Here is a 16376-nt window from a genome sequence, read left to right on the forward strand (position 1 = left end):
TGCGCCGCACCCGTGTTAGCCATGCCGGGGTCAAGGATGGGAGGCGGATCATGCTTGCCGATCGCCAGCCCCGTGAAGACGGGAAACGCGCGGAAGGGCGCGACGCGGCCCCGGCGGAAGGCGACACCCTGGTGGCGCCGGCCCCACGGCGGGCGCGGGCGGACGTGACGGCCGAGGATGTGCGGGCAGCCTATCGCCTCATCCTGGGGCGGGAGCCGCATCCGGACGAGAGCGCCGCGATGCCGTCCCGCGCGGCAATGACGCCGGACCTTGCCACGCTGCGGCGGGAATTCCTGGGTTCGGACGAGTTCCGGGCGAAGCTCGACGGGCTCGGGCTGGCGGTCACCCCGCCGCCGCCCTTCGCGCCGCTGGACGCGCCCTTGCAGGAGATCGAGGCCGAGGCGCCGCCGGAAGCGCTGGCGCGGCTGCTGGAACGGCTGGCCGCCTGCTGGACGGCGCTGGGCGAGGAGGCGCCGCACTGGTCGGTGCTGCCCCTGCCGCAGCACCGGCCGGAGAATCTGGAGGCGCACCGGGAGGGTTTCTACCAGACCGGGCTCTTCGACCTCGGGCTGATCCTGTCGATCTTTCGCCGTGCCGGCCTCGCCACCGCGGACCTGCCGGTGATGCTGGAATATGGCTGCGGGGTGGGGCGGGTGACGGGCCAGGTGGCGCCCTGGTTCCGCGAGGTCATCGCCTGCGACATCTCCCAGCCGCACCTGGACGTGGCGGCGGCGCGGATGGAGGAGGCGGGGATCGGCAATGTCCGCTTCCACCCGGTCACCGCGGGGAACCTCGTCCCGTCCAAGGCCTATGACCTGTTCTACAGCCGGCTGACCCTGTGGCACGACCCGCCGCCGATGGTCGCGGCGGTGCTGGACGAGGCCTTCGCCTCGCTGCGCAACGGGGGGATGGCGATCTTCTCGGTGCCCGGCTGGGCCGAGGGCTATCGCTTCTCCACCGAGGAATACCTGGCGCGGGAGCCGGTGACGGAGCGGGAGTTCCATGTCTTCCCGCAGCGGGCGGTCTTCGCTCTGGCGAACCGGCATGGCTGCGTGCCGGTGGAGCTGCGCGAGGATACGGGCCTGCTGGACCTGCCGACCGGGCGCTGGACCTCCTTCCTCTATGCCTTCCGCAAGATCGGGCAGAAGCCGCGCCTGCAGCCGCGCATCCGGCGGGGGTGACGCGGCCGGGGGGCCGCCCAGGACGCCATGCGGTGCGGGGAAGGGCGGATTCGAGGCGGAAGCGGCGCGAAAGCCCGGCTGCCGGCTTGGAAATGCCCGCCCTATGGGTTACACGCCGGCGCTTCGACGGCACGGCGCAGGCGGGCGTGGTGGAATTGGTAGACACGCTGGATTTAGGTTCCAGTGGCGCAAGTCGTGGGGGTTCAAGTCCCTCCGCCCGCACCAGCCACCGCCCCGCCGCGGGCAGTGCCGCACTGAGATTTTGGAACTGGGACCGAACGACATGCAGGTGACCGAGGTCGCGACGGAGGGGCTGAAGCGCTCCTTTGACGTGGTGGTGCAGGCGGCCGAGGTGGACGCGGCGCGGAACAAGCGCCTGGCGGCCGTGGCCAGGGATCTCCGGCTGCCGGGCTTCCGCCCGGGCAAGGTGCCGATGTCGGTGGTCAAGAACCGCTACGGCACGGCCATCAACGGGGAGGTGCTGGAGGAGGCGGTGCAGACCGCGACCCGTGACCTGCTCTCCGAGCGCGGGCTGAAGCCGGCGCAGCAGCCCAAGGTGGAGCTGAAGAGCGAGGATATCGGCGAGGGCAAGGACGTCGCCTTCCATATCGAGATGGAGGTCCTGCCCGAGATCCCGATGCCGGAATTCGCCTCGATCGAGGTGGAGCGGCTGAAGGCCGAGCCTTCCGAGGAGGAGGTGACCAAGGCGCTGGAGGGTCTGGCTGCCCGCGCCGCCTCGCTGGAGGACGTGACCGAGGACCGCCCGGCCGAGGCCGGCGACACGGTGATCGTGGACTTCGTGGGCCGCGCCCGCCCGAAGGACAATCCCGAGGGCGAGCTGGAGGAGTTCCAGGGCGGCAGCGGCAGCGACATGCCGGTGGAACTGGGCGGCGAGGGGTTCATCCCGGGCTTCGCGGACGGGCTGGTCGGCATCAAGGTCGGCGAGACCCGGCATGTCGACGTGACCTTCCCCGAGGAATACCACGCCCCTGACCTCGCCGGCCGCCCCGCGGTCTTCGAGATGACGGCCAAGGCGCTGAAGAAGGCGGTGAAGCCGGCGCTGGACGACGAGTTCGCCAGTAAGGTCGGCGTGCCGGGCGGCATCGAGGATCTCCGGAACCAGATGAAGGAGATCATCCAGAGCCAGTACGACCAGGCCTCCCGCCTGAAGGTCAAGCGCCAGCTCCTGGACGCCCTGGCCGAGCGTGCCGACTTCCCGGTGCCGCAGGGCCTGGTGGATGCCGAGTTCGAGGGCATCTGGCAGCGCGTCGAGGCCGACCTGAAGGCAGGGCGCCTGGACGAGGAGGACAAGGGCAAGGACGAGGAGACCTTGCGGGCCGAGTACCGCAAGATCGCCGAGCGCCGCATCCGCCTGGGCCTGCTGGTCAGCGAGATCGGCCGCACCAACGGCGTGCAGGTCGGGCAGGAGGAGATCCTGCGGGCCATGCGCGCCGAGGCCGGCCGCTATCCCGGCCAGGAGAAGCAGGTGATGGAGTACTTCCAGCGCAACCCGCAGGCCCTGGACAGCATCCGCGCCCCGCTCTTCGAGGAGAAGGTGGTGGACTTCATGCTGGAACTGGCCAAGGTCAACGAGCGTAGCGTGACGCCCGAGGAACTGCAGGCCCCCGAGGACGGGAAGGCCAAGGACACCGCCGCGGCCTGATCCGGCATCATTGACCTTGTGGCGCGGCCGCCGGCCACGCCACGCCTGCCGCCGGGTCCGTCCCGGCGGCTTCCCACCCGCCAGGACGGCGCCGGGGCGACGACGCGCCCCGGTCATCGATCTGTCTCCCGCCCCCTTCCATCGGTGGGCGGGGCGGGCCATCTTGGTTTCGCCGAGGCGCGCGACGTGCCGGGGCGGGCCGGTTCGCCGCATGTTTCGTCAATCCTTGCCGGGTCCATTCCCGGGGGAGGGCCGGAACTGGGGACCGGACGGGCCAGGGAGGTAGTTGCCTCCGCGCCCTTCCGCCACCAGCATCGGTTCTGGGCCCGGTGGCGAAAGGAAGTGACATGCGTGACCGCGATCCGGTTGAAATCTATAACAATACGCTCGTTCCCATGGTCATCGAGCAGACCGCTCGCGGGGAGCGTTCCTTTGACATCTATTCGCGCCTGCTGAAGGAGCGGATCATCTTCATGACGGGGCAGGTCTATGACGGCATGGCCTCACTGATCTGCGCCCAGCTCCTGTTCCTGGAGAGCGAGAACCCGAACAAGGAGATCTCGTTCTACATCAACTCCCCGGGCGGCGTGGTGTCGGCGGGCCTCGCGATCTACGACACGATGCAGTATGTCCGCGCCCCGGTGAGCACGGTCTGCATGGGCATGGCCGCCTCCATGGGCTCCCTGCTGCTGACCGCCGGCGAGAAGGGCAAGCGCTTCTCCCTGCCGAACGGGCGGATCATGGTGCACCAGCCCTCTGGTGGCGCCCAGGGCCAGGCGACCGACATCGAGATCCAGGCACGCGAGATCCTGAGCCTGCGCAAGCGGCTCAATGAGATCTATGTGAAGCATACGGGCCAGCCGGTCGAGGCGATCGAGGCGAAGCTGGAGCGCGACACCTACATGTCGGCCGAGGAGGCCCGGGATTTCGGGCTGATCGACCAGGTGGTGGAGCAGCGCCCCGTCAGCGCGACGCCCGACGGTGCCGCGCCCAAGCCCGTCTGAGCCGCGCAAGAGATGCCCGGCGGGCAACCCGGAGATGTGTTCTTTGGGGGCTCGCCGGCGCCCGAGGCTTCCCCCATTTGTCATACGGTGTCTAGACTACCCTTTGCCCTTCGGGCGAACCCCCGGTGCCTCGCGCCCCGGGGACCGTAACCGGGGTCAGGAGCGAGCATGAGCAAGTCCGGCGACTCGAAGAATACACTGTACTGCTCCTTCTGCGGCAAGTCGCAGCATGAGGTGCGCAAGCTCATCGCCGGTCCGACCGTGTTCATCTGCGATGAATGCGTCGAGCTGTGCATGGATATCATTCGCGAGGAGCATAAGACGCACCTCGTGAAGTCTCGCGACGGGGTGCCGACCCCGAAGGAGATCTGCAAGGTTCTCGACGATTACGTGATCGGCCAGGAGCACGCCAAGAAGGTGCTCTCGGTGGCGGTCCATAATCATTACAAGCGGCTGGCCGCGGGCGGGAAGTCCGGCGACGTCGAGATCGCCAAGAGCAACATCATGCTGATCGGGCCGACCGGCTCGGGCAAGACGCTGCTCGCCCAGACGCTGGCCCGCATCCTCGACGTGCCCTTCACCATGGCCGATGCCACGACCCTGACCGAGGCGGGCTATGTCGGCGAGGATGTCGAGAACATCATCCTGAAGCTGCTGCAGTCGGCCGACTACAATGTCGAGCGGGCGCAGCGCGGCATCGTCTATATCGACGAGGTCGACAAGATCAGCCGCAAGTCGGACAACCCTTCGATCACGCGCGACGTGAGCGGTGAGGGCGTCCAGCAGGCGCTGCTGAAGATCATGGAGGGCACGGTCGCCTCCGTCCCGCCCCAGGGCGGCCGGAAGCACCCGCAGCAGGAATTCCTGCAGGTCGATACTTCCAACATCCTCTTCATCGTGGGCGGCGCCTTCGCCGGCCTCGACCGGATCATCGCCGCCAAGGGCAAGGGGTCGGGCATAGGCTTCGGCGCCGAGGTCCGGGGCCCGGACGAGCGCCGCCAGGGCGCCATCCTGCGCGAGGTGGAACCCGAGGATCTGCTGAAGTTCGGCCTGATCCCCGAGTTCATCGGCCGCCTGCCGGTGGTCGCGACGCTGGAGGATCTGGACGAGAAGGCCCTCATCGAGATCCTGACCAAGCCCAAGAATGCCCTGCTGAAGCAGTACCAGCGCCTGTTCGAGATGGAGGCCACCAAGCTGACCTTCACCGAGGACGCGCTGCGTTCGGTGGCGACGAGGGCGATCCAGCGCAAGACGGGTGCCCGCGGGCTGCGTTCGATCATGGAGAGCATCCTGCTCGGCACCATGTTCGAGCTGCCCGGCCTGGATCAGGTCGAGGAGGTCGTGGTGAACAAGGAGGTGGCCGAGGGACGGGCCACGCCATTGTTCATCTATGGCGAGCGTCCGGCGGAACAGACCTCCGCCTGACGCCGATGGGAGCCGCGCCCGCCCGAGCTGCCGAGAGGGTTCTGACCTACACGGTTGTATGCAAGGCGCGGCGCACCATCTGTCATCCCATCCCCGTGGCGCCGGGGCCGTGCCGTTCGATGGAAGTCCGAGGTCGGGTCTTCCTGTGGGCGGCCCCGGGCCGACTGTCCATAGTGAGGTCCCATGACGGAAACTGTTAGCGGCGAATTGCTTCCCGTCCTGCCGCTTCGGGACATCGTCGTCTTCCCGCATATGATCGTGCCGCTCTTCGTGGGGCGCGAGAAATCCGTGCGTGCCCTGGAAGCGGTGATGCGGGAGGACAAGCAGATCCTCCTCCTGGCGCAGCGCAACGCGTCCCAGGACGACCCCCAGGCTTCCGATCTCTATGAGATCGGCACCGTTTCCACGATCCTTCAGCTGCTGAAGCTGCCGGACGGCACCGTGAAGGTGCTGGTCGAGGGTGGCCGGCGTGCCCAGGTGGTCGGCTGGAAGGAGACGGATTCCTATTTCGAGGCCTTTTCGGCCCCGGTGGAGGAGGCCAAGCCGGCCGAGCCGCGCGAGGTCGAGGCGCTGGCCCGCTCCGTGGTCACGCAGTTCGAGCAGTACATCAAGCTCAACAAGAAGATCGCGCCCGAGGTGCTGGTCTCGATCAACCAGATCGAGGACACGGCCAAGCTCGCCGATACGGTGGCGAGCCACCTGAACCTCAAGATCTCCGAGAAGCAGGAACTGCTGGAGACGGTGGGCGTGGGCGCCCGGCTGGAGCGGGTCTTCGCCCATATGGAGAGCGAGATCGGCGTCCTTCAGGTGGAGAAGCGCATCCGGAACCGCGTCAAGCGGCAGATGGAGAAGACGCAGCGCGAGTACTACCTGAACGAGCAGCTCAAGGCGATCCAGAAGGAGCTGGGCGAGGGCGAGGAAGGCAAGGACGAGACCGCCGAGCTGGAGGCCAAGATCAAGGCCACCAAGTTCACCCCCGAGGCGCGCGAGAAGGCGATGGGTGAACTGAAGAAGCTCAAGACCATGTCGCCGATGAGCGCCGAGGCGACGGTGGTGCGCAACTACCTCGACTGGATGCTCTCGATCCCCTGGAAGAAGAAGAGCAAGGTCCGCAACGACCTGAAGGCCGCGGAGGAGGTGCTGGACGCCGACCACTACGGTCTGGAGAAGGTCAAGGAGCGGATCCTCGAATACCTGGCGGTGCAGTCGCGCTCGCAGAAGATCAAGGGGCCGATCCTGTGCCTCGTCGGTCCTCCGGGCGTGGGCAAGACCTCGCTGGGCAAGAGCATCGCCAAGGCGACGAACCGCAACTTCGTCCGGATGTCGCTGGGCGGCGTGCGGGACGAGGCGGAGGTGCGCGGCCACCGGCGGACCTATATCGGCTCCATGCCGGGCAAGGTCATCCAGGGCATGAAGAAAGCCAAGACCTCCAACCCGCTCTTCCTGCTGGACGAGATCGACAAGCTCGGCGCCGACTGGCGCGGCGATCCGTCCTCGGCCCTGCTGGAGGTGCTGGACCCGGAGCAGAACAGCAGCTTCGCGGACCACTACCTGGAGGTGGACTACGACCTGTCGGACGTGATGTTCATCACGACCGCCAACTCGCTGCGCATGCCCCAGCCGCTGCTTGACCGCATGGAGATCATCCGCATCCCCGGCTACACGGAGGATGAGAAGATCCAGATTGCCAAGCGCCACCTGATCGCCAAGGTCACCGAGGCGAACGGGCTGAAGGCGGGCGAGTGGACGATCACCGACGAGGCCCTGCTGGACCTGGCGCGGTACTATACCCGGGAGGCTGGCGTGCGGTCCTACGAGCGCGAGCTCGGTGGCGTGGCGCGCAAGGCGGTGCGGGAGATCGTGTCCGGCAAGGCCAAGAAGGTCGCGGTCACCCGCAAGAACCTCGAGAAGTACGCGGGCATCAAGAAGTACCGCTACGGCGAGGCGGAGCTGGAGGACCAGGTGGGTGCCGTCACCGGCCTCGCCTGGACCGAGGTGGGCGGGGAGATCCTGACCATCGAGGCGGTGCTGCTGCCGGGCAAGGGCGCGGTGAAGCACACGGGCAAGCTGGGCGACGTGATGCAGGAGAGCGTCTCCGCGGCGCTGTCCTATGTCCGCAGCCGCTCCATCGCCTTCGGCATCAAGCCGAACTTCCTGGAGAAGCGGGACATCCACGTCCACGTACCGGAAGGGGCAACGCCGAAGGACGGGCCGAGCGCCGGCATCGCCATGGCCACCGCCATGGTGTCGATCATGACGGGCATCCCCGTCCGCAAGGACGTGGCGATGACCGGCGAGATCACGCTGCGCGGCCGGGTGCTGCCGATCGGCGGGCTGAAGGAGAAGCTCCTCGCGGCGATGCGGGCCGGTGTCACCACCGTCTTCATCCCGCAGGAGAACGAGAAGGACCTCGCCGAGATCCCCGATTCGGTGAAGAAGTTCCTGAAGATCATCCCCGTCTCCCATGTGGACGAGGTGATCGCCCAGGCTCTGGTCCGGAAGCCCGAGGCCATCGAGTGGGACGAGGCAGCCGAGGCACCGCCGGCCAAGCCGGCTGCCGCCACGCCGGCCGCGCCCAGCCTGCCGCACTGATCCATGCGAGGCCGCGTGAGCCTCGCGGCTTTTGCACTCCAGGGTTGCGGGATGGCCATCGTGGCCGTCCTGCCGCTTCTCCCGGGGAAGTGCGCGAACCGCGGCTCCTGCGCGGTTTCGGGCCGTTGACGGCCCGAAACCGCGCTGCCTAGTGTCCCGGCCAGGAGGGGGAAGTTCCGCTCGGGGCTTCCCCCGTTTTGTTGGTGATCACCGGAGGGATATCGCAGGTGAACAAGCAGGATCTCGTGGCCGTGGTGGCCGAGACGGGCGAACTGACCCGGGCCAAGGCCACCGAGGTGGTGGACGCGATGTTCAAGGCGATCGAAGCGTCCCTCAAGGAGAACCAGGAGGTTCGACTGGTCGGGTTCGGGACCTTCTCCATCTCCACCCGCAAGGCTGGCACCGGGCGGAATCCGCGCACCGGCGAGGAGATCAAGATCGAGGCCTCCACCTCCGTGCGCTTCAAGCCCGGCAAGGGGCTCAAGGATGCCCTGAACTCCTGATTGCGAAAACTGGCGGGAGCGGTGACATGGGTCCTGCTTCCGCCCTATCTTCCGCCGGCCCGACCCATGCTGCCATGGGCACTGTGGCCGGGTTTCGTGGGCGCTTAGCTCAGCGGTAGAGCGCCTCGTTTACACCGAGGATGCCGGGGGTTCGAATCCCTCAGCGCCCATTCCGCCGCCCGTCCGCGGGCCATCATAGCCTTCCCCGTCTTGTCCGGGCTTTTTCCCTGGGCCGCCCCGCACCGGCCGCTCGCCAGGAACGGCGGGCCACGATTCGAGCCCGTCCGGCGGAAAGTCCGGGGCAGGGTTAGCGGCTGCCGGAAGGGGTGGGAGAGGGTGGCGAGGATGCTTCGGTGGCCTGCTTGACACCTTCCTCGTCACCCCATAAACCCCGCCCCACGAGCCGCACCGGAGGGTGCGGCGCTCTTCCCGCCCCAGGGCGGCAGGGGCATGCATCGTGTGCGGGTGTAGCTCAGTTGGTTAGAGCGCCGGCCTGTCACGCCGGAGGTCGCGGGTTCGAGCCCCGTCACTCGCGCCACCCGATGCATCGTCGTTCCTGGGCTTGGCAAGTCCGGCGGATTGCCGTCGGCCTTTGCCCATGCATTGCGCGGGTGTAGCTCAGTTGGTTAGAGCGCCGGCCTGTCACGCCGGAGGTCGCGGGTTCGAGCCCCGTCACTCGCGCCATTCGCCACATTCCTCCGTCTTCGATATGCGGTTCCGGCGCTCTTTTTCTGGCAAGAACGCCTCATGTATCCGGACTGAATTCGTCCGGATTTATTATCGACCAGCCGTGTCGTCCTGACCCCTTGTCTTTGGGTCACATGGCGGTATTGCTGCCCGCGCGCTATGGCAGTGGGCTGCGGGTCGCAGTATGTTCGCGCTGCATCGCACACGCCCTCGTGGCGCTGTTTGCATTGGATAACGAAACGATGACGCAGCCGCTCCTCGCCGAGTACTTCCCGATCCTCGTCTTCCTGGCCATTGCGGTGGTGATCTCCATCGCCATGGTGGGCGGCTCGTTCCTGGCCGGGCATCAGAAGCCGGATCCGGAGAAGCTCTCGACCTACGAGTGCGGCTTCGAGCCCTTCGAGGACACGCGGCACCGTTTCGACGTGCGTTTCTACCTCGTGGCCATCCTCTTCATCATTTTCGACCTCGAAGTGGCCTTCCTGTTCCCCTGGGCGATCTCGCTGGGCACCCTCGGCTGGGTGGGCTTCCTCTCCATGATGGGCTTCCTGACCGTGCTGACGGTGGGCTTCGTCTACGAGTGGCGGAAGGGCGCGCTGGACTGGGAGTGAGGGCGGCCGGCGAGGCGGGGCAGGAGCCGCCTTGCCGGTGCGGGGCCCCGCGGTGGGGCCCCTGGAAGGAATGTGTTGCGTGACCGTGCTGAGTGACCGGCGGGTGGGAGAGTTGAATGTCTGATCAAGCCGTTGCCTGGAACAAGGACGCGCTTCCGCCCGGCCCGGGACAGGATGCGGTGATCCATGGCGTGACCGGGGAGATCCAGGAGAAGGGCTTCGTGATCGCCAACCTGGACAAGGTGGTGAACTGGGCCCGCACCGGCAGCCTCTGGCCGATGACCTTCGGCCTCGCCTGCTGCGCCGTGCCGATGATCCATGCCTACATGGCGCGCTACGACCTCGACCGCTTCGGCACCATCCCGCGCGGCTCGCCGCGCCAGTCCGACGTGATGATCGTGGCCGGCACGCTGACCAACAAGATGGCCCCGGCCCTGCGCAAGGTCTACGACCAGATGTCGGAACCGCGCTGGGTGATCTCCATGGGGTCCTGCGCCAATGGTGGCGGGTACTACCATTATTCCTACAGCGTGGTACGCGGCTGCGACCGCATCGTGCCGGTCGATATCTACGTGCCCGGCTGCCCGCCGACGGCCGAGGCGCTGGTCTATGGCGTGTTGCAGCTCCAGAAGAAGATCCGGCGGACGGGGACCATCCTTCGTGGCTGATACCGACTCCACTCCCACCACGCCGCTGTCGCCGCTGGCGGCGCTCGGCCAGGCGATCACCGCGGCGGCGCCCCAGGGTGCCGTGCTTGACGCGCGGGTGACGCGACGGGCCGAGACCGCACCGGGCGAGCTGGTGGTGCGGCTGCGCCGCGAGGCGGTGCTGCCGGTGATGCTGATGCTGCGCGACGATCCGCGCTTCTCCTTCGAGCAGTGCATGGACATCTGCGGCGTGGACTGGCCCGACCGGGCCGAGCGCTTCGAGGTGGTCTGGAACCTGCTGAGCCTGCGGCACAACCAGCGCGTCCGCGTGATCACCGGCACGGACGAAAACACGCCGGTGGCGAGCGTGTCGGTGATCTGGCCGACGGCGACCTGGTTCGAGCGGGAGGCCTGGGACATGTACGGCATCCTCTTTGCCGGACAGACGGACCTGCGTCGCCTACTCACGGATTACGGTTTCGAAGGGCACCCGCTGCGCAAGGACTTCCCACTGACCGGCCATGTCGAGGTCCGTTACGACTCCGAGCGGCGCGAGGTGGTCTACGAGCCGGTGAAGCTGACCCAGGAATTCCGCCGGTTCGACTTCCTTTCTCCCTGGGAGGGCATGACCACGCTGCCCGGTGACGAGAAGGTGCATCTGAACCGCCTGCCGCCGCCCGAGGAAGGGCCGTCTGGCGAGCAGAAGGAGGCGCAGAAGTGAGTCACCTCCTCACCGGAGATGTCGGCCCCGTCGAGGGCGATGCCGACCAGGGCAATGGCCGCACCACCATCGAGGTGGACAGCCACACCATCAATTTCGGCCCGCAGCATCCCGCCGCTCACGGCGTGCTGCGCCTCATCCTGGAGATGAAGGGCGAGCAGGTCGAGCGGGCCGACCCGCATATCGGCCTGCTGCACCGCGGCACCGAGAAGCTGATCGAGTACAAGACCTACGTCCAGGCGAACCCGTACTTCGACCGGCTCGATTATGTGAGCCCGATGTGCATGGAGCACGCCTTCGCGCTGGCGACGGAGCGGCTGCTGGGCATCGAGGCACCGGAGCGGGCGCAGTACATCCGCGTGCTGTTCAGCGAGGTCACGCGGCTGCTGAACCACCTGCTGAACGTCACCACCTTCGCGCTGGACCTCGGCGCCACGACACCGCCGCTCTGGGGCTTCGAGCAGCGCGACCGCGGGCTGGAGTTCTACGAGGCGGTGAGCGGCAGCCACTACCACGCGAACTACTTCCGCGCGGGCGGCGTGGCGAAGGACCTGCCGGCCGGGCTGGAGGAGCGGATCGCCGCCTGGGCCGACGGGCTGCCGAAGTTCATCGATGAGCTGGACACGCTGGTGACGGGCAACCGCATCATCAAGCAGCGCACCGTCGATATCGGCATCGTCTCGCCGGAGGATGCGATGGCCTGGGGCTTTACCGGACCCTGCCTGCGCGCCTCGGGCTGCGCCTGGGACCTGCGCAAGCAGCAGCCCTACGACGTCTATGACCGGATGGACTTCGACATCCCGGTCGGGCGCAACGGCGACTGCTACGACCGCTACCTCGTCCGCATCGCCGAGATGCGGGAGAGCGTGAAGATCATCAAGCAGTGCCTGGCGCAGATGAAGCCGGGGCCGATCAAGGTGCAGGACAACAAGATCGCGCCGCCGAAGCGGTCGGAGATGAAGCGCTCGATGGAGGCGCTGATCCACCACTTCAAGCTCTACACCGAGGGCTATCACGTGCCGGAGGGCGCGACCTACACCGCCGTCGAGGCGCCGAAGGGCGAGTTCGCGGTCTATCTGGTCGCCGACGGCACCAACAAGCCGTACCGCTGCAAGATCCGCTCGCCGGGCTATGCCCACCTGCAGGCGACGGAGCTCATGTCCAAGGGACACATGCTGGCCGACGCCGTGGCGATCATCGGCAGCATCGATGTCGTGTTCGGAGAGATCGACCGGTGAGCGACCACGCGCACGAGGGTCCGACCCATGCTGACGGCAAGGCCGAGGCGCATCACGAGCCTGCCTCCTTCGCCTTCGATGCGGAGAGCGAGGCGCAGATCGAGAAGATCCTGAAGCGCTATCCAGCGGGGAAGGAAGCCAGCGCCATCATCCCGCTGCTTTATGTCGTGCAGCGGCAGATGGGGCGGCAGACCGGCAGTGCCTGGGTGCCGCGCGTGGCGATGGACCAGACAGCCCGGCGGCTCGGCATGGCCCCGATCCGCGTCTATGAGGTCGCCAACTTCTATACCATGTTCAACACCAAGCCGATCGGGCGCTACCACCTGCAGGTCTGCGGCACGACGCCCTGCTGGCTGCGCGGTTCCGATGATGTGCTGCGCGCCTGCAAGGATGCGGGGCACCTGAAGGGCTATGGCGACACCAGCACCGACGGGCTCTTCACCCTGACCGAGGTGGAATGCCTGGGCGGCTGCGTCAACGCGCCGGTGCTGCAGGTGGACGACGACTACTACGAGGACCTGGACTACGAGAGCACCGTGAAGCTCATCGAGTCCCTGAAGCGCGGCGAGCGGCCGCCGGCGGGCAGCGTCATCGGGCGCGTGTGCAGCGCGCCGGTGGGCGGGGCGGAGACCCTGCTCGACATCCCGATGGTGGATGCCGATGGCCGTGACTTTCCGGTGAAGGAGTGAGACCATGGCGCTGAGCGACAAGGACCGCATCTTCACCAACCTCTATGGGCTGCATTCCTGGCAGCTCAAGGAAGCGCAGCGCCGCGGCAACTGGGACGGCACGGCGGGCATCATCGCCAAGGGGCGGGACTGGATCATCGAGGAGATGAAGCAGTCCGGCCTGCGCGGCCGTGGCGGCGCGGGCTTCCCGACCGGCATGAAGTGGAGCTTCATGCCCAAGTCCTCGCCGGATGGGCGTCCCTCCTATCTCATGGTGAACTGCGACGAGTCCGAGCCGGGCACCTGCAAGGACCGCGACATCGTCCGAAACGACCCGCAGACGCTGATCGAGGGCAGCCTGCTCGCGGGCTTCGCGATGGGTGCGCATGCGGCCTATATCTACATCCGCGGCGAGTACTACAACGAGGCCGTTATCCTGCAGGCGGCGATCGACGAGGCCTACGAGGCCGGGCTGCTCGGGCCGAACGCGGCCGGGTCGGGCTGGGATTTCGACCTCTACCTCCATCGCGGCGCCGGTGCGTATATCTGCGGCGAAGAGACGGCGCTCATCGAATCCCTCGAGGGCAAGAAGGGGATGCCGCGGCTGAAGCCGCCCTTCCCGGCGGCGGTCGGCCTCTACGGCTGCCCCACCACGGTGAACAACGTCGAGACCATCGCGGTGGTTCCGACCATCCTGCGCCGTGGCGCCACTTGGTTTGCCGGCTTCGGCCGGCCGAAGAACTCGGGCACCAAGGTCTTCTGCATCCAGGGACACGTGAACAAGCCCTGCAACGTGGAAGCCGAGATGAGCATCCCGCTGCGGGAGCTGATCGAACGCTATGCCGGCGGCGTGCGCGGCGGCTGGGACAACCTGCTCTGCGTGATCCCCGGCGGTTCCTCCACGCCGCTGCTGCCCAAGCATATCTGCGATGACGTGCTGATGGATTTCGACGCGCTGCGCGAGCACAAGTCGGGCCTCGGCACGGCGGGCGTGATCGTGATGGACAAGTCCACCGACATCATCAAGGCGATCGCCCGCCTGTCGCAGTTCTACAAGCATGAGAGCTGCGGCCAGTGCACCCCCTGCCGAGAGGGCATGGGCTGGGTGAACCGGGTGATGTGGCGGATGGTCCAGGGCCGCGCGGAGATCGACGAGATCGACGTGCTGGAGCAGGTAACGAAGCAGATCGAGGGGCACACGATCTGTGCGTTCGCCGATGGCGGCGTCTGGCCGGTGCAAGGCCTGATCCGGCACTATCGCCCACTGATGGAAGCGCGCATCGCCGAGTACAAGCAGCGCCATGCGGCGCCTTCCATGCCCCCCTCCATTCCCCTGGCGGCGGAGTGACCCGATGAGCGAGATCAAGACCGTCAAGGTCACGGTGGACGGCCAGCAGGTGGAGGTGCCGGCGGGCGCCACCGCGCTGCAGGCCTGTGAGGCCGCTGGCAAGGAGATCCCGCGCTTCTGCTACCACGAGCGCCTCTCCATCGCCGGCAATTGCCGCATGTGCCTGGTGGAGGTGGAGAAGTCGCCGAAGCCGCAGGCCTCCTGCGCCTTCCCGGTGATGGACGGGATGGTGATCAAGACCGACAGCCCGGTGGTGCGCCAGGCCCGCCGGAGCGTCATGGAATTCCTGCTGATCAACCATCCGCTGGACTGCCCGATCTGCGACCAGGGCGGCGAGTGCGACCTGCAGGACCAGGCCGTGGCCTATGGCATGGACCACAGCCGCTACCGCGAGGCGAAGCGAGCGGTGAAGGACAAGTATGTCGGGCCGCTGATCAAGACGATCATGAACCGCTGCATCCTGTGTAGCCGTTGCGTCCGCTTCTCGGCGGAAGTGGCGGGGGTGCAGGAGATGGGTGCCACCGGCCGCGGCGAGAGCATGCAGATCGGCACATATGTCGAGAAGGCGCTGACCACCGAGCTGGCCGGCAACCTGATCGACATCTGCCCGGTCGGTGCGCTGACCAGCCGGCCCTATGCCTTCACGGCGCGGCCCTGGGAGCTGACCAAGACCGACAGCGTGGACGTGATGGACGCGCTGGGCGCCGCCATCCGCGTCGATGCGCGCGGGCCTGACATCCTGCGCATCCTGCCGCGCATCAACGACGACGTGAACGAGGAATGGCTGGGCGACCGGTCGCGCTTCTCGCACGACGCCCTGAAGCGGAAGCGGCTGGACCGTCCGTGGGTGAAGCGCGACGGGCGGCTGCAGCCGGCGAGCTGGCACGAGGCCTTCGAGGTCATCGCCGACCGGCTGAAGGGCGTCCCGGGCGACCGGGTCGGCGCCGTGGCGGGCGACATGGCGGATGCCGAGAGCCTGCTGGCGCTGCGTGACCTGATGGAGCGGCTGGGCTCGCGGAATCTCGACTGCCGCCAGGACGGCGCGGCAATCGACGCCTCGCGCCGGGCCTTCTACCTGTTCAACTCGACCATCGCCGGGATCGACGAGGCCGATGCCATCCTGATCGTGGGCAGCAACCCGCGGCTGGAGGCGCCGGTGCTCAACGCCCGCATCCTGAAGCGCTGGAACCAGACGGCCCTGCCGGTGGCCTATGTCGGGCCGGAGGTGCTGGACCTGACCTATCCGGCCGAGCATCTGGGCGACGGGCCGAACCTGCTCTCCGGCATCGAGGTGGGCGAGGGGGCCTTCGCCCAGGCGCTGCGCGGGGCGAAGAAGCCGATGGTCATCCTGGGCCGGGGCGCGCTGGCGCGGCCGGATGGCGCGGCGGTGCTGGCCGCGGCCTGGGCGCTGGCGGGCCGCGTCGGCGCGCTGCGCGAGGACTGGAACGGCTTCAACCTGCTGCACCAGTTCGGCGGCCAGGTGGGCGCTCTCGACCTCGGCTTCCTGCCGGGCGAGGGCGGCAAGGACCTGGGCGCCATGCTCGGCGGCGGGGTGGACGTCCTCTGGCTGCTGGGCGCCGACAGCTTCGACCCGGCGCTGATCGGCGACGGTACCTTCGTGGTCTATCAGGGCCATCACGGCGACCGGGCGGCGGCACGGGCCGACGTGATCCTGCCGGGCGTGACCTATCTGGAAAAGAACGGCACCTACGTAAACACGGAGGGCCGGGTGCAGCGCGCCCGCCGAGCGGTCTTCGCCCCGGGCGAGGCGCGCGAGGACTGGCGCATCATCCGCGCGGCCAGCGAGATCATCGGCAGGCCGCTGCCCTATGACGACGAGGACGCGATCCGCGCCGCCCTGGTGCGGGCGAACCCGGTCTTCGGGCGGCTGGACGCGGTGGACGCACCGTCCTGCCGCGAGGGCAGCGGGCCGCGGGCCGGCGGGCAGCCGCTGGGCGGGGCGGGCTTCGCGCTGCCGATCACGGACTACTACCGCGTCGATCCGATCAGCCGGGCGAGCGAGGTGATGGCCGAGTGCAGCCGGGTCCGGGCCTCCGCGGCCGAACCTCGCCTGGCGGCGGAGTGAGC

The 16376-nt window shown here is 67.8% G+C and carries 13 protein-coding genes and 4 tRNA genes; all 17 read left to right on the forward strand.

Annotated elements, in window-relative coordinates; translation table 11 throughout:
- Positions 1–50 precede the first annotated feature (50 nt).
- Positions 51–1181: a class I SAM-dependent methyltransferase gene (locus tag CTJ15_RS06850; protein WP_099781380.1), complete on the forward strand. Its 1131-nt coding sequence runs from the start codon at positions 51–53 to the stop codon at positions 1179–1181.
- Positions 1182–1321: 140 nt separating this feature from the next.
- A tRNA-Leu gene (locus CTJ15_RS06855) sits at positions 1322–1406 on the forward strand.
- Positions 1407–1464: 58 nt separating this feature from the next.
- Positions 1465–2844 (forward strand): trigger factor, encoded by a 1380-nt coding sequence (tig, locus tag CTJ15_RS06860; protein ID WP_058389068.1) that lies wholly within the window; start codon positions 1465–1467, stop codon positions 2842–2844.
- A 347-nt stretch (positions 2845–3191) separates the two neighbouring features.
- Positions 3192–3848 (forward strand): ATP-dependent Clp endopeptidase proteolytic subunit ClpP, encoded by a 657-nt coding sequence (gene clpP, locus CTJ15_RS06865; protein ID WP_019460023.1) that lies wholly within the window; start codon positions 3192–3194, stop codon positions 3846–3848.
- Between the two features lie 168 nt (positions 3849–4016).
- Positions 4017–5273: an ATP-dependent Clp protease ATP-binding subunit ClpX gene (gene clpX / locus CTJ15_RS06870; protein ID WP_019460024.1), complete on the forward strand. Its 1257-nt coding sequence runs from the start codon at positions 4017–4019 to the stop codon at positions 5271–5273.
- Positions 5274–5456: 183 nt separating this feature from the next.
- Positions 5457–7865, forward strand: a complete 2409-nt coding sequence (gene lon / locus CTJ15_RS06875) for an endopeptidase La (RefSeq protein ID WP_026033004.1) — start codon at positions 5457–5459, stop codon at positions 7863–7865.
- A 227-nt stretch (positions 7866–8092) separates the two neighbouring features.
- Positions 8093–8368: an HU family DNA-binding protein gene (locus CTJ15_RS06880; RefSeq protein WP_026033005.1), complete on the forward strand. Its 276-nt coding sequence runs from the start codon at positions 8093–8095 to the stop codon at positions 8366–8368.
- Positions 8369–8466: 98 nt separating this feature from the next.
- A tRNA-Val gene (locus tag CTJ15_RS06885) sits at positions 8467–8538 on the forward strand.
- Positions 8539–8829: 291 nt separating this feature from the next.
- Positions 8830–8906, forward strand: a tRNA-Asp gene (locus tag CTJ15_RS06890).
- A 69-nt stretch (positions 8907–8975) separates the two neighbouring features.
- A tRNA-Asp gene (locus CTJ15_RS06895) sits at positions 8976–9052 on the forward strand.
- A gap of 245 nt (positions 9053–9297) precedes the next feature.
- Entirely contained in the window at positions 9298–9666 is a 369-nt protein-coding gene (locus CTJ15_RS06900; protein ID WP_019460027.1) for an NADH-quinone oxidoreductase subunit A, read from the forward strand.
- Positions 9667–9782: 116 nt separating this feature from the next.
- Positions 9783–10334 (forward strand): NADH-quinone oxidoreductase subunit B family protein, encoded by a 552-nt coding sequence (locus CTJ15_RS06905; protein WP_026033006.1) that lies wholly within the window; start codon positions 9783–9785, stop codon positions 10332–10334.
- Entirely contained in the window at positions 10327–11034 is a 708-nt protein-coding gene (locus tag CTJ15_RS06910) for an NADH-quinone oxidoreductase subunit C (protein ID WP_075821395.1), read from the forward strand. Before CTJ15_RS06905 ends, CTJ15_RS06910 begins: the two co-directional genes overlap by 8 nt.
- A gap of 68 nt (positions 11035–11102) precedes the next feature.
- Positions 11103–12272, forward strand: a complete 1170-nt coding sequence (locus CTJ15_RS06915) for an NADH-quinone oxidoreductase subunit D (protein WP_026033007.1) — start codon at positions 11103–11105, stop codon at positions 12270–12272.
- A complete protein-coding gene (locus CTJ15_RS06920) occupies positions 12269–12961 on the forward strand; it encodes an NAD(P)H-dependent oxidoreductase subunit E (protein WP_019460031.1) in 693 nt (230 codons plus the stop codon). Before CTJ15_RS06915 ends, CTJ15_RS06920 begins: the two co-directional genes overlap by 4 nt.
- Before the next feature lie 4 nt (positions 12962–12965).
- Positions 12966–14288, forward strand: a complete 1323-nt coding sequence (nuoF, locus tag CTJ15_RS06925) for an NADH-quinone oxidoreductase subunit NuoF (protein WP_019460032.1) — start codon at positions 12966–12968, stop codon at positions 14286–14288.
- Between the two features lie 4 nt (positions 14289–14292).
- Positions 14293–16374, forward strand: coding sequence for an NADH-quinone oxidoreductase subunit NuoG (gene nuoG / locus CTJ15_RS06930; RefSeq protein ID WP_099781381.1), 2082 nt, complete (start codon positions 14293–14295; stop codon positions 16372–16374).
- Positions 16375–16376: the final 2 nt, after the last annotated feature.

It is taken from the genome of Roseomonas sp. FDAARGOS_362 (assembly GCF_002754815.1).
Taxonomy (GTDB): Bacteria; Pseudomonadota; Alphaproteobacteria; order Acetobacterales; family Acetobacteraceae; genus Roseomonas; species Roseomonas mucosa.

Coding starts and splice junctions, on each gene's coding strand:
- CTJ15_RS06850 (WP_099781380.1), top strand. CDS start 51: ATGCTTGCCGATCGCCAGCCCCGTGAAGACGGGAAACGCGCGGAAGGG.
- tig (WP_058389068.1), top strand. CDS start 1,465: ATGCAGGTGACCGAGGTCGCGACGGAGGGGCTGAAGCGCTCCTTTGAC.
- clpP (WP_019460023.1), top strand. CDS start 3,192: ATGCGTGACCGCGATCCGGTTGAAATCTATAACAATACGCTCGTTCCC.
- clpX (WP_019460024.1), top strand. CDS start 4,017: ATGAGCAAGTCCGGCGACTCGAAGAATACACTGTACTGCTCCTTCTGC.
- lon (WP_026033004.1), top strand. CDS start 5,457: ATGACGGAAACTGTTAGCGGCGAATTGCTTCCCGTCCTGCCGCTTCGG.
- CTJ15_RS06900 (WP_019460027.1), top strand. CDS start 9,298: ATGACGCAGCCGCTCCTCGCCGAGTACTTCCCGATCCTCGTCTTCCTG.
- CTJ15_RS06905 (WP_026033006.1), top strand. CDS start 9,783: ATGTCTGATCAAGCCGTTGCCTGGAACAAGGACGCGCTTCCGCCCGGC.
- nuoF (WP_019460032.1), top strand. CDS start 12,966: ATGGCGCTGAGCGACAAGGACCGCATCTTCACCAACCTCTATGGGCTG.
- nuoG (WP_099781381.1), top strand. CDS start 14,293: ATGAGCGAGATCAAGACCGTCAAGGTCACGGTGGACGGCCAGCAGGTG.